Annotated in this window: 18 protein-coding genes; 9 read left to right on the top strand and 9 right to left on the bottom strand. The window is 70.1% G+C overall.

Annotation, left to right across the window (positions count from 1 at the left end):
• Positions 1 to 4 precede the first annotated feature (4 nt).
• Positions 5 to 661, top strand: a complete 657-nt coding sequence (locus MFM001_RS11155; RefSeq protein ID WP_116375330.1) for a phosphate ABC transporter ATP-binding protein — start codon at positions 5 to 7, stop codon at positions 659 to 661.
• Entirely contained in the window at positions 658 to 1,422 is a 765-nt protein-coding gene (gene fetB, locus MFM001_RS11150) for an iron export ABC transporter permease subunit FetB (protein WP_116375329.1), read from the top strand. The genes MFM001_RS11155 and fetB overlap by 4 nt, the downstream gene beginning before the upstream one ends.
• 14 nt (positions 1,423 to 1,436) lie before the next feature.
• On the opposite strand, the gene MFM001_RS11145 is transcribed toward fetB, so the two are convergent.
• Together MFM001_RS11145 and MFM001_RS11140 are read right to left on the bottom strand one after the other, a co-directional pair.
• Positions 1,437 to 2,690 (bottom strand): primosomal protein, encoded by a 1,254-nt coding sequence (locus MFM001_RS11145; RefSeq protein WP_116375328.1) that lies wholly within the window; start codon positions 2,688 to 2,690, stop codon positions 1,437 to 1,439.
• A 41-nt stretch (positions 2,691 to 2,731) separates the two neighbouring features.
• A complete protein-coding gene (locus tag MFM001_RS11140; protein ID WP_116375327.1) occupies positions 2,732 to 3,628 on the bottom strand; it encodes an alkaline phosphatase family protein in 897 nt (298 codons plus the stop codon).
• Between the two features lie 49 nt (positions 3,629 to 3,677).
• Between MFM001_RS11140 and upp the strand changes: the two genes are divergently transcribed.
• Positions 3,678 to 4,301, top strand: a complete 624-nt coding sequence (gene upp, locus MFM001_RS11135) for a uracil phosphoribosyltransferase (protein ID WP_116375326.1) — start codon at positions 3,678 to 3,680, stop codon at positions 4,299 to 4,301.
• Here upp and MFM001_RS11130 read toward each other — a convergent pair.
• Together MFM001_RS11130 and MFM001_RS11125 are read right to left on the bottom strand one after the other, a co-directional pair.
• Positions 4,247 to 5,830 carry a phospho-sugar mutase gene (locus tag MFM001_RS11130; RefSeq protein WP_116375432.1) on the bottom strand — a complete coding sequence of 528 codons (1,584 nt, stop codon included), beginning with the start codon at positions 5,828 to 5,830 and terminating at the stop codon, positions 4,247 to 4,249. The genes upp and MFM001_RS11130 overlap by 55 nt on opposite strands.
• Positions 5,831 to 5,876: 46 nt before the next feature.
• Positions 5,877 to 6,680 carry a purine-nucleoside phosphorylase gene (locus tag MFM001_RS11125; protein WP_116375325.1) on the bottom strand — a complete coding sequence of 268 codons (804 nt, stop codon included), beginning with the start codon at positions 6,678 to 6,680 and terminating at the stop codon, positions 5,877 to 5,879.
• Positions 6,681 to 6,714: 34 nt separating this feature from the next.
• On the opposite strand from MFM001_RS11125, the gene MFM001_RS11120 reads away from it, so the two are divergent.
• Entirely contained in the window at positions 6,715 to 7,899 is a 1,185-nt protein-coding gene (locus tag MFM001_RS11120) for a M20 family metallopeptidase (RefSeq protein ID WP_116375324.1), read from the top strand.
• Complete coding sequence (locus MFM001_RS11115; RefSeq protein WP_116375323.1) at positions 7,896 to 9,065, top strand: amidohydrolase; 1,170 nt, start codon at positions 7,896 to 7,898, stop codon at positions 9,063 to 9,065. The genes MFM001_RS11120 and MFM001_RS11115 overlap by 4 nt, the downstream gene beginning before the upstream one ends.
• Positions 9,066 to 9,081: 16 nt before the next feature.
• On the opposite strand, the gene MFM001_RS11110 is transcribed toward MFM001_RS11115, so the two are convergent.
• Positions 9,082 to 9,561, bottom strand: a complete 480-nt coding sequence (locus MFM001_RS11110; RefSeq protein WP_116375322.1) for a gamma-glutamylcyclotransferase — start codon at positions 9,559 to 9,561, stop codon at positions 9,082 to 9,084.
• A 40-nt stretch (positions 9,562 to 9,601) separates the two neighbouring features.
• On the opposite strand from MFM001_RS11110, the gene MFM001_RS11105 reads away from it, so the two are divergent.
• From MFM001_RS11105 to MFM001_RS11090, 4 genes are all read left to right on the top strand, one after another.
• Complete coding sequence (locus MFM001_RS11105; RefSeq protein ID WP_116375321.1) at positions 9,602 to 11,008, top strand: NAD(P)H-quinone dehydrogenase; 1,407 nt, start codon at positions 9,602 to 9,604, stop codon at positions 11,006 to 11,008.
• Between the two features lie 52 nt (positions 11,009 to 11,060).
• Positions 11,061 to 12,794: a glycerol-3-phosphate dehydrogenase/oxidase gene (locus tag MFM001_RS11100; RefSeq protein ID WP_116375320.1), complete on the top strand. Its 1,734-nt coding sequence runs from the start codon at positions 11,061 to 11,063 to the stop codon at positions 12,792 to 12,794.
• On the top strand, positions 12,791 to 13,663 hold the full coding sequence (locus MFM001_RS11095; RefSeq protein WP_116375319.1) for a pseudouridine synthase: 873 nt from the start codon (positions 12,791 to 12,793) through the stop codon (positions 13,661 to 13,663). Before MFM001_RS11100 ends, MFM001_RS11095 begins: the two co-directional genes overlap by 4 nt.
• Positions 13,664 to 13,861: 198 nt before the next feature.
• A complete protein-coding gene (locus MFM001_RS11090; protein ID WP_116375431.1) occupies positions 13,862 to 14,773 on the top strand; it encodes a pseudouridine-5'-phosphate glycosidase in 912 nt (303 codons plus the stop codon).
• Here MFM001_RS11090 and nei2 read toward each other — a convergent pair.
• From nei2 to MFM001_RS11070, 4 genes are all read right to left on the bottom strand, one after another.
• Positions 14,770 to 15,519: an endonuclease VIII Nei2 gene (gene nei2 / locus MFM001_RS11085; RefSeq protein ID WP_116375318.1), complete on the bottom strand. Its 750-nt coding sequence runs from the start codon at positions 15,517 to 15,519 to the stop codon at positions 14,770 to 14,772. The two genes, MFM001_RS11090 and nei2, sit on opposite strands and share 4 nt — an antisense overlap.
• Positions 15,519 to 19,991, bottom strand: coding sequence for an ATP-dependent helicase (locus MFM001_RS11080; RefSeq protein ID WP_116375317.1), 4,473 nt, complete (start codon positions 19,989 to 19,991; stop codon positions 15,519 to 15,521). The genes nei2 and MFM001_RS11080 overlap by 1 nt, the downstream gene beginning before the upstream one ends.
• A gap of 28 nt (positions 19,992 to 20,019) precedes the next feature.
• Positions 20,020 to 20,682 (bottom strand): TetR/AcrR family transcriptional regulator, encoded by a 663-nt coding sequence (locus MFM001_RS11075; RefSeq protein ID WP_116375316.1) that lies wholly within the window; start codon positions 20,680 to 20,682, stop codon positions 20,020 to 20,022.
• Positions 20,683 to 20,758: 76 nt separating this feature from the next.
• Positions 20,759 to 21,415 (bottom strand): TetR/AcrR family transcriptional regulator, encoded by a 657-nt coding sequence (locus tag MFM001_RS11070; protein ID WP_116375315.1) that lies wholly within the window; start codon positions 21,413 to 21,415, stop codon positions 20,759 to 20,761.
• Between the last annotated feature and the right edge of the window lie 142 nt (positions 21,416 to 21,557).

Raw genomic sequence — 21,557 nt, 5'->3', positions numbered from 1 at the left:
CGCGATGGCGGCGGCCGGCTCGGTGTTCGACTTCGCCGACGTCGTAGTGGAGCGGGGCGGAATCCGCGCGCTGGACGGATTCACCGCGGCGGTTCCGCGGCAGGGCGTCACGGTGGTGTTCGGGCCGTCGGGCTCGGGCAAGTCGACCTTGCTGCGATTGTGCAACCGGCTGGAAGTGCCGACGAGCGGTCGAGTGTCGTTCTGCGGCAAAGACATTGCCGATGTCGATCCGCTGTGGCTGCGGCGCCGAGTCGGCATGTGCTTTCAGCGTCCGACCCCGTTTCCCGGCACGGTGGCCGACAATTTGCGTGTCGCCGACCCAGAGGTCTCCGAGTCTCAGATGGCCGAGACGCTGACGCGGGTGGCGTTGACGGGATCGTGGCTGGATCGCGACGCGACCGCGCTGTCCGGCGGGGAAGCACAGCGAATGTGCCTGGCCCGCACACTCATTGCCCGCCCGCAGGTGCTGTTGCTGGACGAACCCACCTCCGCGGTGGACGCCGCCGCCGCGGGTGTGATCGAAGCGGCGGTGCGCGAACTGGCCCACGACGACGGGATACCGGCGCTATGGGTCACGCACGACGGCGCGCAGGTCGAGCGGATCGCCGACCGGGTGCTGCGCATCGAGCAGGGCCGCTGTGTCGGGGAGGTGACGAGATGAACGGTCAGGTGAGCTGGGTTGGGCTGGCGACGTCGTTGGCGTTGGTGGGGTTCGCGGCGGCGATATCGCTGTGGCAGCGGCTCGGTCTGGAACGGCAGGTGCTGTGGGCGGCGGCGCGCGCGCTGGTCCAGCTATTGCTGGTGGGCGGCGCGTTGACGCTGCTGTTCGCGCCGGGCCGCTCGCTGTGGTGGTCGTGGGCGTGGACGGCGGGCATGGTCGTCTACGCGGGTGACGTCGCACGCCGGCGCGCGCCGGAGGTGCCGCGGCTGGGCGTGTTGGCCGTCGCCGCGTTCACCGCTGCGGCGGTGGTCACGCTCGGAGTGATATTCGGGCTGCGGGTATTTCCGCTGCAGCCCCGCACCCTGGTGCCGATCGCCGGGATGATGATCGGCAACTCGATGACGGCCACCGTGCTGGTGGCCCGGCGGCTGGTCGACGAGTTGCGCGACAAACGCGCCGAGGTCGAGGCGCGGCTGGCTCTCGGGCAGCCCTACCGGCAGGCCGCCTCGCCGTATCTGCGGATCGCGCTGCGATCGGCGCTGTCCCCGCAGATCGAAACCACCAAGGCGACCGGGTTGGTCTTTCTGCCCGGCGCGATGACCGGGCTCATCCTTGCAGGCGTGTCGCCGGTGCAGGCCGTGCTCGTGCAGGCGGTGGTGATGTTTCTGATCCTGGGTTCGGTCGCGGTCACCACGGTGGTGGTCGCGCTCGGCCTGGTGCGGCGGGTGTTCACCCGCGATCACCGGCTGCTGCCGCTTTGACGGCGCGCCAACCGCTACTCGCGCCGCAGCCGCGACTCCACGAACCGGTCCAGCTCCTCCCACTCGCGGACCGCCTCGGCGTACGGCGCAGTGGGCTTGTCGACAGAGCCGGGCTCCAGGACGGAGGCGATCAGCTGACCCAGCGGGCGTTCGGTCGCCAGCGCCTTGTCGACGGTGTTGTCCTCGGCGTAGTCGCCGACGTCGCGCAGCAGCTCGACGGCCAGCTCGAGCTGCTCGCGGTCCACCGCGTCGGGACCCGCGGCGAAATCGTCGGCAAGCCCGGTCAGCACGTAGACGTTGTCGTCGGTGACGTCGACCTCCAGCGAGCCGTCGGTGGCGGCGGTGCGGATGTCGTCGTAGGTGCTCAGGTCCGACAGGTCATGGTCGTGCTCGTCGGCAAGATAGCGGGCCAGCGCCCGCTCGGAGCTGAACACACTGATTCGGCCGTTGCGGCCCAAGAAGATCGGCCGGTCGTCGAAATAGCAGCGCAGCGTGTAGAAGGTGCCGGCGCCGGTCATGATCCGGATCGGGTCGATGCCCACCTTCAGCCAGAAGTCCTCGTCGCCGCCGAGCACCACCGCGTCGCCGTCGGCGTGGGCTTCCTCCTCAGCGTCCTCGGAAGCCTCCTCGGCGACGTCCTCGTCGGCCACCGTCTCTTCGGGTTCCTCCGGCGGTTCCGCCAGCTCGTCGGCCGCCTTCAACGACGCCGCGGCGTCCACCTCCGGTGTGCTGACGATGCCGTCGACGGCAGCGAGCACATCGTCCCAGCCGCGCCCGATGATCTCGGCGATCGCGTTCCAGCGCTTGAGGCCGGCTTTGCCGGTGAAGTGTTCGATGCCGCCGGCGACCGTGCCCAGGGTCGGGTTGCCGTTGAAGAACTTGGTCACCGCGGGCAGCTCGCACACCGACCCGATGGACGACACGATCGCCAGCGTGCCCGCCAGCGCCGCGACCGATTCCTCGGTCGGCTTCTCCGCGACTACCTCCTCGACCGCGATCAGGTCGAACTGGTGCTCCTCGGCGGGGTCCAGCTTGTGTGCGTTGGCCGTGCTGAACTCCTGCCAGCCGGGGTGGTCGACAAGGTCGTGCTCGGTGCTGGTGCGCACGAAAGCAACCAGGTCGGCAACGGTTTCGAAGCCGTACAGGTCTTCGTCGCGGCCCAGGAACGCCTCCCACTCGTCGCCGGCGTCGCGCCAGCGGGGCGCCCACACCGTGTAGCGGTCACCGGCGGTCAGGCTCAGGCGGATAGGCACGAGGTCAGCAGCCATCGGCACAGAATAACGACGACCGCCCGCGCTGCCCGAGCGGGCTAGCCTGCCCAGATGTCGGTGATCGCCGGGGCCCGCGCGGCCAGGCCGAGCTTGGGCAGCCCGTACATCTGCTGCAGCGTGGACAACACGTTGTAGTGGCTGATCGGCTCGCTGTAGGTGCCCGGCCTGATGTGCGCGCCGTAGAAGATCGTCGGGATCTGGTTGTGTTGGGAGTTGTCGTCCTCGTCCCAGGTCAGGATCAGCAGGCTGTTGTTGGCTTTCGCCCATTCGGCGTACGGCGACAGGTTGCGGTACAGCCAGGTGTCGCCTTGCGCGATCGAGCCGTCGTGCATGTCGTTGTCGACATTCGGGATGACGAACGAGACGGTCGGCAGGCTGGCGTAATTGGCAGGGAACGCCGAAAACGGCAGCGAGTAAGCGGGCGGGATGTTGGCGAAGTTTGCCCACGGCGCGTGCTTGCGGGCGTATTTGGCCGAACTGCACGCCGGCGAGCCGACGGCCGGCAGGCTTTCCGCGTAACCCGCGAAAGTGCGTCCGGTGCTGAGCAACTGGGAACCCAGGTTCGGCGTATTGCCGGCATTGACCGGGCAGCTGTTCTCCTTGACGCCGAGTGTGCTGCCGGCGAACAGCGCGAAGTAGTTCGGTTGGCTGGGATGCACTTCGGCGAAGGATTGCGTCATCGACGCGCCACCGGCGGCCAGCGAGTTGATGTAGGGGGCGGCAGGGTTGCCGATGATGTTGGCGTAGGAGCGGTTCTCCTCCACCACGACGACGACGTGCGCGGGCGTGGGAATAGCGGCGGCGGTGTTCACCGGAGGTGCTGTAGGCGCGAAATGTGCTGGCGGCCAAGACATTACCGCGGTCAAGACCGCCAAGACGCCGAATAGGCTGACGGCCCGCTGTCGTCTGCCGTGTCGCCGGCTGCGGCGCCGCATGCCGGGAGTATAAAGCGTGTCCGGCCCGAAAATACTAAGGTCGATTCCCGTGGAAGTGCGTGTCGTCGACCACCCGCTGGCTGCGGCCCGGCTCACCACACTGCGCGACGAGCGCACCGACAACGTCGCGTTTCGCGCCGCGTTGCGGGACCTGACCCTGATGCTGGTCTACGAGGCGACCCGCGATGCGCCGCGCGAAACCGTCCCGGTGCACACGCCACTGGCCGACACGACCGGAGTACGGCTGGCCACGCCGCCGCTACTGGTGCCGGTGCTGCGGGCCGGGCTGGGGATGGTCGACCAGGCGCACGCGCTGCTGCCGGAAGCCCGGGTGGGCTTCGTCGGCGTGGTCCGCGACGAGGAAACCTTTTCGCCCGTCCCGTATCTCGAAGCGCTGCCCGATGATCTGAGCGCCCAGCCGGTGATGGTTCTCGACCCGATGCTGGCCACCGGCGGGTCGATGGCGCACACCATCGGGTTGCTGCACCGCCGCGGTGCCCGCGACATCACCGTGCTGTGCGTGGTGGCGGCACCGGAAGGGATTGCGGCGCTGGAGAAGACAGCGCCGTTTGTCCGGCTGTTCACTGCGGCGGTCGACGAGGGGCTGGACGAAAATGCCTACATCGTGCCGGGTCTGGGCGACGCCGGAGATCGCCAGTTCGGGCCGCGCTGAATCTCGGCCACCACTTCGTCGCGCAGCGCGGCCGCGCGGTCGCGATCGCCAGACCGAATCTCGATATAGCACTTGACTTTTGGCTCGGTGCCCGAAGGCCGCACCACCACCCTTACCGACATGTCGTTGTCGCCGCCGGTGAAGACAAGCGCGTCGGTGCGAGGCCGCAGATCGGTTGCGGTGACGCCGAATCCGGCAAGCCGACGGGGCGGGTCGGTTCGCAGTCGGCTCATCAGGTCGCCCAGCGGTTTCGAGACAGCGCCCACCACATGCACGCCATGCCGACGAGCCAGCTCGTCGAGCATGTCGGGCACCGTGCGGCCCTGCTGTTTGAGCGATGCCACCAGGTCGCAGACCAGTACCGCGGCGCTGATGCCGTCCTTGTCGCGAACCGCGTCCGGGTCGACGCAGTGCCCAATCGCCTCCTCGTAGGCGTAGACCAATGTTTCGCCCGGCAGGTCGGTGTCGGCGCGGGCCAGCCATTTGAAGCCGGTCAGGGTTTCGACGTGGCGCGCGCCGTAGTGCGCGGCGATCGCGGCCAGCATGCGCGACGACACCACGCTGCTGGCTACCACGGCGGCCCCGGGGCTTTCAGCGTGCGAAAGAATGTAATCGCCCAGCAGCCAACCGGTTTCGTCGCCAGAGAGCATCCGCCAAGAACCGTCCGGGGTGCGAATCCCGACCGCACAGCGGTCGGCGTCGGGATCCAGTGCGATCGCGACGTCGGCGGCCACGTCGGCGGCCAACGCCAGCAGTGCGTCGGTGGCGCCCGGCTCCTCGGGGTTGGGGAACGCGACGGTGGGGAAGTCGGGGTCCGGTGCGAACTGGCCGGCCACGGTGTGCACCTCGCCGAAGCCGGCCCGCCGCAACGTCTCGACGGCCACCGCACCGCCCACACCATGCAACGGGGTCAGCGCCACCCGGAGCGGACCCTTCGAGCGTCGCACCGCCGCGGCGCGCTCGATATAGCGGTCCACCAGATCGGTGTCGGCGCGCTCGACCGGAGCTCTGGGTATCTGGTCAGCGAAAGGCGCTGCGGCCATGGCGTTTTCGATGTCGCGGTCGATGGGCGGGACGATCTGGATTCCGCCGTCGAAATACACCTTGTACCCGTTGTCGGCGGGCGGGTTGTGCGAGGCGGTGATTTGGATGCCGGCCGCCGCGCCGAGATGGCGCACCGCAAACGCGAGCACCGGCGTGGGCACGGGGCCGGACAGCAATACCACCGAAAACCCTGCGGCAGCAAGGACTTCCGCCGCTGCGACGGCGAATGCAGCCGATCCGTGCCGGGCGTCGCGGCCGACGACGACGGTGCCGGCTTTGCGGACCTGCGCCACCGCCCACGTCGCGCGCAGCACCACGGCGAGGTTCATGGCGTCGGGACCGCCGCGGACCGGCCCGCGCAAACCGGCGGTGCCGAACGTCAGCGGCCGGGCGAACCGCGCAGCCAGTTCGGCGGCGTCACATGCGGCGAGCTCGGCGGCCGTCACCGGGTCGGGGTCGTGAGTGATCCAGTCCTCGGGGTTTATGCGCCGCTCCTCCTCATCGCTTCGCTCTGCATCGTCGCCGGCGGGTTCACACGCGCGCGACCACATCGGCCAGCAGCGAACCCATCCGGGTCGCCGACGCGGCGCCGGCCGCCAGCACCTCGACGTGGCTGAGCGGCTCGCCGGTGATCCCCGCCGCCAGGTTGGTCACCAGCGACACCCCGAGCACCTCGGCACCGGCAGCGCGGGCCGCGATCGTCTCGTGCACCGTGGACATGCCCACCAGATCGGCGCCGAGCACCCGCAGCATCCGGATCTCGGCCGGGGTCTCGTAGTGCGGGCCCGGCAGGCCGGCGTACACGCCTTCGACCAGCGCCGGGTCGACCTCGCGGGCCAGCGCCCGCAGCCGCGGCGAGTACGCGTCGACCAGGTCGACGAACTGTGGCCCGACCAGCGGAGAGCGCGCGGTCAGGTTCAGGTGGTCGCTGATCAGCACCGGCTGGCCGACCTCGAAGTCGTCGCGCAGCCCGCCTGCCGCGTTGGTCAGCACGACAACCCGCGCGCCGGCCGCACACGCCGCCCGCACCGGATGCACGACGTGCAGGAGGTCATGGCCTTCATAGGCGTGAATCCGGCCGGCCAGCACCAGCACCCGGTGCTCACCGACCGGCACCGACAGCACCTGACCGGTGTGCCCGACGGCGGTCGGCGGAGTAAACCCGGGCAGCTCGGCCATTGGCAGCACCGCGGTCGGCGGGCCCAGCGCGGCGATGGCCGGCGCCCATCCCGACCCGAGCACAATCGCGACGTCGTGCTCGGCGACGCCGGTGCCCTCGGCGATGAGTTCGGCCGCCCGGCCAGCGAGTGCGTGGGGATCCGCCGGACCAGTCACAATGCGGCAGCCTAGCCGGTGAGATACTGCAAGAATGCCCACAGCCACCGCGTTGGATGCCGTCGAGAATGCGGTGCGGCGCCGTGGCAGCGACCTGGTCGCGTTGTCCCACGCAATCCACGCCGAACCGGAATTGGCGTTCGACGAGCATCGCAGCTGCGCCAAGACGCAAGCGCTGGTCGCCGAGCGCGGTTTCGAGATCACCCCGGCCGCGGGCGGTTTGGGCACCGCGTTTCGCGCCGACTTCGGCAGCGGCCCACTGGTCATCGGCGTGTGCGCCGAATACGACGCGTTGCCGGAGATCGGACATGCCTGCGGCCACAACATCATCGCCGCGTCGGCGGTCGGCACCGCGCTGGCGCTGGCCGAGGTCGCCGACGAACTGGGCCTGACCGTCGCGCTGATCGGCACCCCCGCCGAGGAGTCCGGCGGCGGAAAAGTGTTGCTGCTGAACGCCGGAGTGTTCGACGACGTCGCGGCCGCGGTGATGATTCATCCCGGGCCGCTGGACATCGCGGCCGCCCGCTCACTGGCGTTGGCGGGAATCCGGGTGACCTACGCCGGCCGCGAGGCACACGCCTCGGCCGCGCCGTTTCTCGGCGTCAACGCCGCCGACGCGGCGACCGTCGCGCAGGTCGCCATCGGGTTGCTGCGCCAACAGCTGGTGCCGGGTCAGCAGGTCCACGGCATCGTCACCGACGGCGGGCAGGCCAGCAACGTCATCCCGGCGCGCACCGAACTGCAGTACGCGTTGCGGGCCCCGGACGCGTCGCTGCTGCGCGATCTGGAAGCGCGTGTCGGCGACTGCTTTTTGGCCGGGGCGGTGGCCACCGGCTGCGACTACGACGTCGGCTACTTCGAGCCGACGTACCAGGCGCTCAAGCCCGACCCATGGCTGGCCGGCACTGTGCGCGACGAGATGGCGCGGCTGGGGCGCACACCGGTCGACGAACAGCTGGAGCCGACGCTGCCGGTGGGCAGCACCGACATGGGCAACATCACGCAGCTGCTGCCCGGAATCCACCCGCTGGTGGCCGTCGACGCCGACGGCGCGGTGCTGCACCAGCCCGCCTTCACCGCCGCCGCGGCCGGCCCCAGCGCCGACCAGGCGGTGCTCGACGGCGCAATCATGTTGGCGCGCACGGTGGTTCACCTTGCCGAGTCGCCGGAGCAACGCGACCGGGTGCTGGCGGCGCGCGAGTTGCGGACGGCGTCATGAGCCTGATCGACGCCGCCGAATCCTGGCTGACGGCCCACCACGACGACCTGATCGAGTGGCGCCGGCACATCCACCGCTACCCGGAGCTGGGCCGCCAGGAGTTCGCCACCACGCAGTTCGTCGCCGAGCGGTTGGCCGACGCTGGGCTCAACCCCAAGGTGCTGCCGGGTGGGACGGGATTGACCTGTGATTTCGGCCCGGACCACGAGCCGCGGATCGCGCTGCGGGCCGACATGGACGCGTTGCCGATGGCCGAGCGGACCGGTGCCCCGTACGCGTCGACGATGCCCAACGTCGCGCATGCCTGCGGGCACGACGCGCACACCGCGATCCTGCTGGGTACCGCGCTGTCGCTGGCGTCGGTGCCCGAGCTGCCGGTCGGGGTGCGGCTGATCTTCCAGGCCGCCGAGGAGCTGATGCCCGGCGGCGCGATCGACGCGATCGCCGCCGGCGCGCTGGCCGGGGTGACCCGCATCTTCGCGCTGCACTGCGACCCCCGGCTGGCGGTCGGCCGGGTCGCGGTGAAACCCGGCCCGATCACGTCCGCGGCCGACCGGCTGGAAATCACCCTGCATTCGCCCGGCGGCCACACCTCGCGGCCGCACCTGACCGCCGACCTGGTCTACGGGATCGGCACGCTGATCACCGGGGTGCCCGGTGTGTTGTCGCGCCGCATCGACCCGCGTAAGAGCACCGTGCTGGTGTGGGGCGCGGTGAACGCGGGCGTGGCGGCCAACGCCATCCCGCAGACCGGCGTGCTGGCCGGCACCGTGCGCACGGCAAGCCGGGAAACCTGGCAGAGCCTGGAGGACATCATCCGCGAGGCGGTGTCGTCACTGTTGGCGCCGCTCGGCATCGAGCACACGCTGGCTTATCACCGCGGGGTGCCGCCGGTAGTCAACGAGGAGGTGTCGACGCGGATCCTGGCGCACGCCATCGAGGCCGTCGGCCCCGACGTGCTGGCCGACACCCGGCAGTCCGGCGGCGGCGAGGACTTCTCCTGGTATCTGGAAGAAGTCCCCGGTGCGATGGCCCGGCTGGGCGTGTGGTCGGGTCAGGGTCCGCAGCTGGACCTGCACCAGCCGACGTTCGACCTCGACGAGCGGGCCCTGGCGATCGGGGTGCGGGTGATGGTCAACATCGTCGAGCAGGCGGCCGCCTTCTAGCCGCGAGCGTGCACGGCTACTCGCCGTGGCCGGGGCCGATGTTGCGGGCCGGCCGGGTGCGCAGGTCGTGCACGTATTCTTCTGGCGCGCCGGCGATTTCAGCGGCGTCGGCCATCACACCCAGGTAATGAGCCGACGGCAAACCGCCTTCCCAGGCGTCCACCACATACAGCCATGCCAGCACGGGATCGGTCGTGGTGTCCGACGACAACCGCTCCACGCGGCACCGGATCTTCTTGTGGATCCCCAGCTCGGACCCTTCCCAGCGGTCGAGGTTCTTCTCGTCTGCCGGTGTGACGTCGTAGAGCACGACGAACACCTTCGAGTTCGGGTCCTCGACGACGGTGGCCAGCGCGCCTTCCCAGCCGATGTCCTCGCCGCCGAACGTCAGCCGCCAGCCGTGCAGCCAGCCGGTGCCGGCCATCGGCGAGTGGGGCGCCCGCTGCAGCATCTGCTCCGGATGCATGTTCGACCCGTACGCGGCGTAGAGCGGCACGGGGAAAGCTTAAACGCCAGCCCACGATAGGTTAGGGATCGTGGCGACCCGCATCGTGATCATCGGCGGAGGACCGGCCGGCTATGAGGCGGCGCTGGTCGCCGCCGCGCGCGACGCTCAGGTCACCGTCGTCGACTCCGACGGCATCGGCGGCGCGGCCGTGCTGGCCGACTGCGTGCCGTCCAAGACGTTCATCGCCTCCACCGGGCTGCGCACCGAGCTGCGCCGCGCCGCGCGCCTCGGGTTCGACATCGACATCGACGACGCCAAGATCTCGCTGCCGGAAATCCACCAGCGGGTCAAGACGCTGGCCGCCGAGCAGTCCGCCGACATCACGGCCCAGCTGCTCTCGATGGGCGTCGAGGTGATCGCCGGCAAAGGCGAGCTGGTCGACACCAGCCCCGGCCTGGCCCGGCACTGCATCAAGGTGACCGCCGACGACGGCAGCACCACCGAACTCGACGCCGACGTGGTGCTGATCGCCACCGGCGCCAGCCCGCGAATCCTGCCGTCGGCGCAGCCCGACGACGAGCGCATCCTGACCTGGCGCCAGCTCTACGACCTGGACTCGCTGCCCGACCACCTGATCGTCGTCGGCTCCGGGGTGACCGGCGCCGAGTTCGTCAACGCCTACACCGAGCTCGGCGTCGAGGTGACGGTGGTGGCCAGCCGGGACCGGGTGCTGCCCTACGAAGACGCCGACGCCGCGCTGGTATTGGAGGAGTCGTTCGCCGAACGCGGGGTCAAGCTGGTCAAGAACGCCCGCGCCGACTCGGTCACCCGCACCGACGGCGGAGTCCTGGTGAAAATGACCGACGGTCGCAGCGTCGAGGGCAGCCATGCGCTGATGACGATCGGGTCGACGCCCAACACCGCCGGCCTGGGCTTGGAGCGGGTGGGCATCGAGCTGGGCCGCGGCAACTACCTGACCGTCGACCGGGTGTCACGCACGTCGGTGCCCGGCATCTACGCCGCAGGGGACTGCACCGGTTTGCTGCCGTTGGCGTCCGTCGCGGCGATGCAGGGCCGGATCGCTATGTGGCACGCCCTGGGCGAGGCCGTCACCCCGATCCGGCTGCGCACGGTCGCCGCGGCGGTGTTCACCCGGCCCGAGATCGCCGCGGTCGGGGTGCCGCAGTCGGCCATCGACAACGGCTCGGTGCTGGCCCGCACGATCATGCTGCCGCTGCGGACCAACGCGCGGGCCAAGATGTCGGAGCTGCGGCACGGTTTCGTCAAGCTGTTCTGCCGGCAGGCCACCGGCGTGGTGATCGGCGGGGTGGTGGTGGCGCCGATCGCTTCGGAGCTGATCCTGCCGATCGCCGTCGCCGTGCAGAACCGCATCACCGTCAACCAGTTGGCCCGCACGTTGGTGGTCTACCCGTCGCTGTCGGGTTCGATCACCGAGGCGGCCCGCCGGTTGATGGCGCACGACGATCTGGACTAGCTGCCGGTAGCCTTAGGCCAGTGCTACCGACGAGTAACAGGAGTCCTGCGCCGTGAGCGATCAGTTCTGGCCGGCTTCGTCGCTGGGGCCAGCGCAACGCGCCTCCGCCTGGGAGCGGCTCGGCGCCGAGCAATTCGACGTGGTGGTCATCGGCGGCGGCGTGGTGGGCTCCGGCTGCGCACTGGATGCCGCCACCCGCGGTCTGAAGGTGGCGATGGTCGAGGCCCGCGACTACGCCTCCGGGACCTCGAGCCGGTCGTCGAAGATGTTTCACGGCGGGCTGCGCTATCTCGAGCAGCTGGAGTTCGGGCTCGTCCGCGAGGCCCTCTTCGAGCGCGAGCTGTCGTTGACGACGTTGGCGCCGCATCTGGTCAAGCCGTTGCCGTTTCTGTACCCGCTGACCAGGCGGTGGTGGGAACGGCCCTACGTGGCGGCCGGCATCTTCCTCTACGACCAGCTCGGCGGCGCGAAATCCGTTCCGGCGCAAAAGCATTTGACTCGCGCAGGCGCTTTGAGGCTGTGCCCGGGCCTGCGGCGCAGCTCGCTGATCGGTGGGATCCGCTACTACGACACCGTGGTCGACGACGCCCGCCACACCATGACCGTCGCGCGCACCGCCGCGCATTACGGCGCGGTGGTCCGCTCGTCCACTCAGGTGATCGCGTTACTGCGCGAAGGTGACCGGGTAACCGGGGTGCGGGTCCGCGACTCCGAGGACGGCGCGGTCACCGACGTGCGCGGTCATGTCGTGGTCAACGCGACGGGGGTGTGGACCGACGAGATTCAGGCATTGTCCAAGCAGCGCGGGCGATTTCAGGTTCGCGCCTCCAAGGGCGTGCACATCGTGGTGCCCCGCGACCGCATCGTCAGCGACGTCGCGATCATCCTGCGCACCGAGAAGTCGGTGATGTTCGTGATCCCGTGGGGCAGCCACTGGATCATCGGCACCACCGACACCGACTGGAATCTCGACCTGGCCCACCCCGCGGCCACCAAGGCCGACATCGACTACATCCTCGGCACGGTCAACACCGTGCTGACCACGCCGCTGACCCACGCCGACATCGACGGGGTGTACGCCGGGCTGCGACCGCTGCTGGCCGGGGAAAGCGACGACACCTCGAAGCTGTCCCGCGAGCACGCGGTGGCGGTGCCCGCGCCCGGTTTGGTCGCGATCGCCGGAGGCAAGTACACCACCTATCGGGTGATGGCCGCCGACGCGATTGACGCTGCGGCGCAATATGTTCCGGCCCGGGTGGCGCCGTCGATCACCGAGAAGGTGCGCCTGCTGGGCGCCGACGGCTACTTCGCGCTGATCAACCAGACCGAACATGTCGGCGAGCTGCACGGCCTGCACCCGTATCGGGTGCGTCATCTGCTGGACCGCTACGGCTCGCTGATCGGCGAGGTGCTGGCGATGGCCGACGACCGCCCGGACCTGCTGAACCCGATCGCTGCGGCGCCGGTCTACCTGCGGGTCGAGGCCGCCTACGCCGCTGCCGCCGAGGGCGCGCTGCATCTCGAGGACATCCTGGCGCGCCGGATGCGGATCTCCATCGAGTACCCGCACCGGGGCGTCGACTGCGCGCGTGAGGTGGCCGAGATCGTCGCACCGATCCTGGGCTGGACTTCCGCCGACATCGACCGCGAGGTCGAGACGTACACGGCGCGGGTGGAGGCCGAGATACTCTCGCAGGCCCAGCCCGACGACGCGTCCGCCGATGCGCTGCGGGCCGCCGCTCCGGAGGCTCGCGCCGAGATTCTCGAGCCGGTGCCGTTAACGTGAGGCCGGCGCCGTTGCCGGTGCGCGACGGGCTGGGGCCGGCGCGGTTGCGGTTACGCGGCGGACCGGTACTGGCCGAGCTGAATTCGCGCTTCGGTGTGCGGCCGCGGGAGGTGGTCGACGCCAACGGCACTCCGGTCGACGAGACGACGGCGCTGCCCGCGGGTTCGTTCGTGTACCTGTATCGCGAACTGCGCGAGGAAGTTCCGGTGCCGTTCGATATTCCGGTGCTGTATCGCGACGACGACATCGTGGTGGTCGACAAGCCGCACTTTTTGGCCACCATGCCGCGCGGCCGGCACGTCGCGCAGACCGCATTGGTGCGGTTGCGCCGCGAGCTCGAGCTGCCCGAGCTGTCGCCGGCCCACCGGCTGGACCGGTTGACCGCCGGGGTGCTGCTGTTCACCGCGCGCCGCGAGGTGCGCGGCGCCTACCAGACGCTGTTCGCTCGCCGCACCGTGCACAAGACGTATCTGGCGCGGGCGGCCGTCGATCCTGATGTCGAATTCCCGCGAGTGGTGCACAGCCGAATCGTCAAGCGCCGTGGGTGTTTACAGGCTGTCGAGCAGCCCGGCACGCCCAACGCGGAGACTCTGGTGGAGTCGCTGGGAGACGGGTTGTACCGGCTCACGCCGCGCACGGGCCGCACCCATCAGCTGCGGGTGCACATGGCCTCGCTGGGCCTGCCGATCATCGGAGATCCGTTGTATCCCAAGGTCATTGATGTCGCACCGGATGACTTCAGCCGGCCGCTGCAGCTGCTGGCTCACACGCTCGAATTCGACGACCCGATCACGGGTACTCATCGCCGCTTCGTCAGCAGCGCTCGAGGCCTCGCGCCAGAATTCGCAGCGGTGCAGGATCCGGCGTAGCTGCTTTCTCTCTCCTGTTGTGGGCCATGGCGTTCGCGACGGTCCGCAATGTGTCCTTGATGCTGACGCGGTTCTGCACTGTTAGCACGCTCGTATCCTTCACACCGCGACCCGGGCCCCGTCGGTGATCGGGGTCACAGGCCAGTCAGCGATGGTTAACCGCCACGGCGCACGTTCTATTCCCGCAAGATGGACAGCATGACACCGGCGGATGTGCTGGAGGTGGCCGACGAGGTCGCCGAGGCGCTGTCGTCGGGCCGTCCGGTCGTTGCGCTGGAAACCACGCTGGTCTCGCACGGCTTCTCACAGGGCCGCGGCCTGCAGGCCGCGCAGGAGGCCGAACAGCGCGTGCGCGCCGCGGGTGCCGTGCCGTGCACGGTCGGCATCGCCGATGGCGTCGTGCGAGCCGGGCTGAGCGCCGCCGAACTCGAGCGCTTCGCCGAGGCGGGGACTGCGGCACGCAAGGCGGGCGCACGCGACATCGCGGCGTGCGTGGCCCAGCGCGCGCTCGGCGCCACCACGGTCGGCGGCACGCTGGCCATTTGCCGCATCCTCGGCATCAGGTTCATGGGCACCGGCGGCATCGGCGGCGTGCACCGCGGCTTCGCCGAAAGTCTCGACATCTCAGCCGATCTGGTGGAGTTGGCCCGCACGCTGGCCATGGTGGTGTGCTCGGGTGCCAAGGCCATCCTTGACGTCCCGGCGACGGCCGAGCTGCTCGAGACGCTCAGCGTGCCGGTGCTGGGCTGGCGAACCGACACACTCCCGGTGTTCTACCGCGGCGAAGGCGGGCCGCCGGTGGCTGCCCGCGTCGACGACGTGGCCGCCGCCGCTCAGGTGGCCGCGGTTCACTGGCAGCTGGTCGGCTCGTCCGGGCTGCTGCTCGGCCGGGCGCCGGACCCCGAGCTGGATATCGAGCCGGTGCTGGCCGAGGCGGTCGATCGGGTGCAGAAAGCCGGAGTGACCGGTCAAGCGGTGACACCAGCCGTCTTGGCGCTGGTCGAGGAGCTGACCGGCGGGCGCAGCGTCGCGGTCAACCAGCAGCTGATCGCCGACAATGCTGCGCTGGCCGCCGACGTCGCCGTCGCCTATGCGGCCGAGGCCGACTAGCGCTGGCAGGCCGGACACCAGTACGCGACGCGGTCGCCGCTGTTGTCGGTGCTGATCGGTGTGCCGCAGCGACGGCAGCCCTGCCCGGCCCGTCCGTACACCCATAGCTGGCGACCGGGGCGAGTGTCGCCGGTGGTGCAACGTGCCCACCGGGAACGATTGGCCCACAACATGTCTCGCGCCCGGGCGACCAACCGCTGCGAGTTGGCGACGGCACTCACCGGTGCGGTGGGCCGAAGGCCGGTGACGAAACACAACTCGTTGCAATAGACGTTGCCGATGCCGGCCATTACCCGCTGGTCGAGCAGCGCCTCGGCAAGCGGCCGCTGCGGGTCGGCCGTCAGATTGGCCGCCGCGATTCCCGGATGCCAATCGTCGCCCAGCAGATCAGGGCCCAAGTGCGCCACCACGTCCTGGTCGTGTTCCCGGTCGAGGACCTCCAGCACGCCGAGGTCGATGCCGACAGCCCGAATGTCGCCCGCCTCCAAGATGATCCGCACCCGGTGGTCGGCCCGGCGGCCCGTGACCCGCCAGCTGCCGTCCATCTTCAGATGCGAGTGGATGCTGGCCGATCCGGCCCGGATGAACAGGTGCTTGCCCCGGCTGAGCACCTCGTCGACCACTTGGCCGGTCAGATCGACGGTCGCATACCGCGGTACCCGGATGTCGCAGCGCGACAAAGTCTTTCCGGACAACGCGTCGCGCAGCATCGCTGCGGTGTGCCAGACGGTGTCACCTTCGGGCATTACCGTAACCGCAACCCGCGGGGCGTGCGCGCGAACCCGGCGGCGGTCAGCGCCGCGTGCACCGTCGACTCCTGCAATTGCAGGATCGGCACGCCGTTGACACGCTCGACCAGAATCGACTCGACGCGGCCGGCGCCGACCAGATCGGCCAGCGCCGCCGCCGCGGCGCGGGCGGCCTCGGGGTCGTCGGTGAAGCTCAGCAGCGTCCGTCCGCCGCGCTCCAAAAACCAGGCCAGCGCACCGTCCACCACGACGACGAGCGCCCCGGCTTTGCGGCCCGGCCGGGCGGCGCCGTCGGTGGGCGGCCAGGGCAGCGCCGCGCCATACGGATTGGCCGGGTCTGCGGCGGCCAATGCCACGGCCCGGTAGGCGGGCCGCTCCGGGTCGACGCCGTCGAGGTAGCTGCGCAACCGGTCCACCGTCGAGGCGACGGCGAACTGCGCGCCGCCCAAGGACTCCACGAAGTAGCCCCGCTGGCAGCGCCCGGCGTCCTCGAACGCCGTCAGCACCTTGTACAGCGTGGCGAACCCGCCGGGAACCGATTCGGCGGCGACCGCACCGCGGGTCAGCACGCCGTGGCGCCCCAGCAGCAGCTCGGCCTGGTAGTGGGCGCGCAGCGTGGAATCCGGCTCGGGAGCCGGCAGGGCCGACCACCGCCCGGCCACCGTCGCATCGCTGGCGCGGGTCGCCGCGTGCGCCACGCTGTAGCGGCTCAACCGCGGTGGACGACGCGGGTGCCGATGCGCGGGCCGGGACCGCCTGGCCCCGCCAAGCATCGCGCGAACCGGCGCGAACGTGTCGCCGGTGACCCAGCCCGCCCAAATCAGTTCCCACAGCGCGGTTTTCAGTTCGCTCTCGGAGATGTCGGTAGCCAGTTGGCGGAAGAAGAACGCGCCGCCGCCGGCCAGCGTGTCCAAGATGGCGCGGTGGGCGTCGGTGAACTCGATCTCGGTGCCGGCGGCCAACGTCAACGGCGCCGCATCCGCGGCGTGGAACGCGATCCAGCCGTCCGAGCCCGAGATCGACCCGGCGCCCGACCAGACCACCTCCCCGGAAGCCAGCAGCTCGTCGAGCATCGCGGGGGAGTAGTCCCGCACCCGCGGCGCAAGCACCAGCCGCTCGATCGCCGAGGCCGGCAGCGGCACACCGGCGAGCTGGTCGACGACGGCGGCCAGCCCGTCGATGCCTGTGTTGTTCGCCGACCCGACGTGCTGCCAGGCCGGCAGGAAGCGCGCGTAGGCGGTGGTGCTGACCGGCTCGACCTGCGCGCGCAGCGCCGCCAGCGAGCGTCGCCGCACAATCCGCAGCACGTCGACGTCGCACCACTGGTCGTCGCCGGTGAATTCGCCGCGGACCAGCCGCCCGTCGGCGGCCAGCCGGCCCAGCACGTCGCCCGCCACCCGCAGGCCCAGCCCGAACCGGGCGGCGGCCTCGGCGGTGGTGAACGGGCCATGCGTGCGGGCGTAGCGGCCGAGCAACTCGCCCAGCGGGTCGGCGACCGTCTCGGTGAAGCTCACGGGCACCCCGACCGGCACCGCCACCCCGACGCCGTCGCGCAGCCGGCCGATGTCCTCGATGGCCACCCACCAGGTCTGCCCGGCGAACGACACCGTCAGCGCGCGTTTGGTCGCACGCAGTCCCTCCAGCCAGCCGCCAACGTCGGCGCCGCCGGCTCGGGCGGCGACCTCCTCTTCGGTCAGCGGGCCCAGCAGCCGCAGCAGGTCGGCGACCGCCTCGGCGTCGCGCGCCGCCCGGTCTGCCGACAAGTGCTGCAACTGCCGGGCCGTGGCGGCCACGACCTCCGGGTCCAACAGCTCGCGCAACTCGACGCGGCCCAGCAGCTCCGCGAGCAGCGTGGCATCCAGCGACAGTGCGGCAGCCCGGCGTTCGGCCAGCGGGCTGTCGCCCTCGTACATGAACGCCCCGACATAACCGAACAGCAGCGACGCCGCAAACGGCGAGGGCGTCGCCGTCTCGGCCTCCAGCATCCGCACCCGGCGCTGCGCGATATCAGCCATCAACGAGGCCAGCATCGGCACGTCGTAGACGTCCTGCAGGCATTCCCGGATGGTCTCCAGCACGATCGGAAAGTCGGGATATTTGCGTGCCACGTCGAGCAATTGCGCCGCGCGCTGGCGTTGATGCCACAGCGGCGAACGCTTGCCGGGATGGCGGCGCGGCAGCAGCAGAGCACGGGCCGCGCATTCCCGGAACCGCGACGCGAACAGCGCCGAACCGCCCACTTCGGCGGTGACGATCGGGTCGATCTCGTCGGCGTCGAACACGAAAAGCTCCGCGCCCGGCGGCTCGGCGCCGTCGGTGTCGGGCAATCGCACCACGATGCCGTCGTCGGACGCGGTGGGTTTCTCGTCGATGCCGTAGCGCTCGGCCAGCCGGCGGCTCACCGCCAGCGCCAGCGGGCCGTGTACCCGAAGTCCATACGGCGAGTGCAGGATCACCCGCCAGTCGCCGAGCTCGTCGCGGAACCGCTCGACCAGCAAGGTGGTGTCGGTGGGCACGACGGTGGTGGCGGCGCGCTGGTCGTCGAGCAGCCGGCGCAGATTCTCGGTCGCGTAGTCGTTGAAACCCAATTCGGCGCAACGCTTTTCAAACTCACCCTGGCCCAGGCCGGCCAGTTCTCCGGTGAACGCGCCGAGCGCGGCACCCAGCTCGGCCGGGCGACCGACGTCGTCGCCGCGCCAGAACGGCAGCCGGGCCGGCTGACCCGGCGCCGGGAGCACCAGCACCCGGTCGTGGGTGATCTCGGTGATCCGCCAGCTGGTGGCACCCAGCGAGATGACATCGCCGGGCCGCGACTCGTAGACCATTTCCTCGTCGAGTTCTCCGACGCGCGAAGGCTTTTCGGTGGCAAGCCAGACGGTGAACAGACCGCGGTCGGGGATCGAGCCGCCAGAGGTGACCGCCAGCCGCTGCGCGCCCGGCCGCGCGGTCAAGGTGCCGGTGTCGCGGTCGTAGACCAGCCGCGGCCGCAGCTCGGCGAACTCGGTGGACGGGTACTTGCCGGCCAGCAGGTCCAGCACGGCCTCGAACGCGCTGCGCGGCAGCGTCGCGAACGGCGCGCTGCGCCTTACGGTGTCGAACCAGCGGTCGGCATCCAGCGGCTCGAGCGCCGCGGCCGCCACGGTGTGCTGGGCGAGGATGTCGAGCGGATTGGTGGGCACCCGCATGGTCTCGATCTGCCCGTCGAGCATGCGTTGCACGGTGACCGCGCAGCCGATCAAATCGGTGCGGTGCTTGGGGAACACCACGCCGCGGGAGATCTCGCCGACCTGGTGCCCGGCCCGGCCGATGCGCTGCAGGCCGCTGGCCACCGACGGCGGCGCCTCCACCTGGATCACGAGATCGACCGCGCCCATGTCGATGCCCAGTTCCAGGCTGGACGTCGCGACGACGGCTTTGAGCCGCCCGCTTTTCAGGTCCTCCTCGACGACGGCGCGCTGCTCCTTGCTCACCGAGCCATGGTGGGCGCGCGCCAAGACCGTTGGCGCGCCGTAGCTTTGGCCACTGCCCAACAGGTGTGCGGGCGCTCCGCCGGCCACCTGCGGGTTCCCTGCGGCATCCAGTTCGACACCACTGCGTTCGGCATGAATCTCGTTGAGCCGGGCGGTAAGTCGCTCCGCCAGGCGCCGCGAGTTGGCGAACACGATCGTCGAGTTGTGCGCTTCGATCAGATCGACCAGCCGCGCCTCGACATCGGGCCAGATCGTGTTGTCGGCCAGGTTGGTCATGTCGGGGACCGGCACCTGCACGGTCAGCTCGAAAGTCTTGGCAGCCGGGGGAGACACGATGGTCGTCGGCGCCGCACCGGCCAGGAACCGGGCGACCTCCTCGGGCGGGCGGACGGTGGCCGACAGCCCGATCCGCTGGGCAGGCCGCTCGGTCAGCGAGTCGAGCCGTTCCAGCGACAGCGCCAGGTGGGCGCCGCGCTTGCTGGCCGCGATGGCGTGCACCTCGTCGACGATCACCGTCTGCACCCCGGCCAGGGTCTGCCGGGCCGCCGACGTCAGCATCAAAAACAGCGACTCGGGCGTCGTGATCAGCACATCGGGCGGCGTGCTGATCAGCTGGCGGCGGCGTGCGGGCGGTGTGTCCCCCGATCGCAGTCCGACGCTGATCTGCGGGACGGGCAGGCCGCGTCGCTCGGCCACCCGGGTCATGCCGGCCAGCGGGGCGCGCAGGTTGCGCTCGACGTCGACGGCCAGCGCCTTCAGCGGCGACACGTACAGCACCCGGGTGCCCGGCTCGCGGTCGGCGGACCCGGCTAGGTCATCGATTGCCCACAGGAACGCGGCCAGCGTCTTGCCTGAGCCGGTGGGCGCGATCACCAGGGTGTGGTGGCCGTCGGCGATGGCCGCCCACGCCTCGGCCTGCGCGGGCGTCGGCGCCGCGAAGGTGCCGGCGAACCAGTCGCGCGTCACGGCGCTGAACCGGGCCAGCGGGTCAGAGCTCATCCGGCCATGGTGCCAACCGGCACCGACATCAGCGTCGCTCCGGCGAGACCGCCGCGGCCAGCTCCGGCGGAATGTCGGGCACCCGGCCGATCGCGTCCAGCAGCGCATGCGCGCAGGTGTCGCCGAGATAGTTCGCGTCGATCGTGGGGTCCAGGATGCGCTGCCGGCACATCTCGAAGGTGAACGACAGCCAGCCGAACACCGCTGCCCGCAGGTCGCGCTCGACGGCCGGGGCGAATCCGTTGCTCATTCCTCCGGGCACCAGCGCGCTGGCCGCCCCCATGATCCGCTGCATCTGGCGGTTCTTGGCCTCGTCGTCGATTTCGACCAGGACGGGGTCGTAGCGGCCGGCGCGCACATACACCGCCCAGGCGGCGTGCGGATGGTTCTGGTGATAGTCCACATAGGCCAGCACCCCGGCGCGCACCCGCTGGAACAGCGTGCCTCCGGGGTCGGGCGGATTCTCGGTCGCCGCGTAAAGCTGCTCGGCTTCGTCCTTGACGACGGCGGCGAAGAAGGCCCGCTTGTCGGGGAAGTAGTGGTACATCAGGGCACGCGAAACTCCCGCGCGTTCGGCGATCTCGTCGATGCGGACCTCGTCGTAGGGCCGCTCGCCGAAGGCCTGCGACCCCAGCGCCAGCAACTCCGAGCGCCGGTCATCCGGGGACAACCGCCGCCTGCGCCCTGCCATATTTCGATGCTACGTCGAAGCTGTTGAACGTTTGCCAAATTACGTTGGCGTCAACCGGCAAACCCTGGATCGGCGATCAGCGCTGGTCGGGGCCCACCGCTTTGGCGAGTTGCTCCGGGATCCCGGGCACCCGGGCAACCGCGTCGAGCAACGCATGCGCGCAGGCGTCGGCGAGGCGGTCGGCATCGGTCGACGGGTGCATGATCCGCTGCCGGCACACCTCGAACGTGAGGGCCAGCCAGCCGTGGACCATGATCCGCAGATCCCGCTCGACGTCCGGTTCGAGCTTGTTCTCCGGACCCTCCACCTCGAGGATGCGCCTCATGATGTGCTCCATCTGGCGATCCTTGGCCTCGTCGTCGATGCCGAGCAGCACCGGGTCGGAACGGCCGAGACCGACGTACGCGGCCCACGCGGCGTGTGGATGCTCCTGGTGATACTGCATGTACGCCAGCACGCCGGTCCGCACCTCTTCGAACAGCGACTGCCCCGGCGACGGCAGGTTATGGCTGGTCTCGAACAGCTGATCGGCCTGCCCCTTGACCACCGCGGCGAAGAACGCGCGCTTGTCCGGGAAGTAGTGGTACATGAGCGCGCGCGACACCCCGGCGCGTTCGGCGATCTCGTCGATGCGGACCTCGTCATAGGGTCGCTTGCCGAAAACCTCCGCACCGAGCGCCAGCAACTCTGATCGCCGATCGTCAGGAGATAACCGGCGCCTAGGCGTTCGCATGTGGTCGATGTTACTTCCATCAGAAATTCGCTGGCTTCAGACACTCAGCGAGGCGCGGCCCGTTTGCTCGAGCGACGCGTCCGTCAATAACGCAAACTCCGCAAGCAAACGAGCCTGCGGCGGTGCGCGTGCACCGTTTGCC

Origin of the sequence: Mycobacterium sp. MFM001, from assembly GCF_003402475.1 — a bacterium.
Taxonomy (GTDB): Bacteria; Actinomycetota; Actinomycetes; order Mycobacteriales; family Mycobacteriaceae; genus Mycobacterium.
Note: the sequence above shows the minus strand (reverse complement) of the source record. Positions and strands in the feature narration are given on the sequence as shown.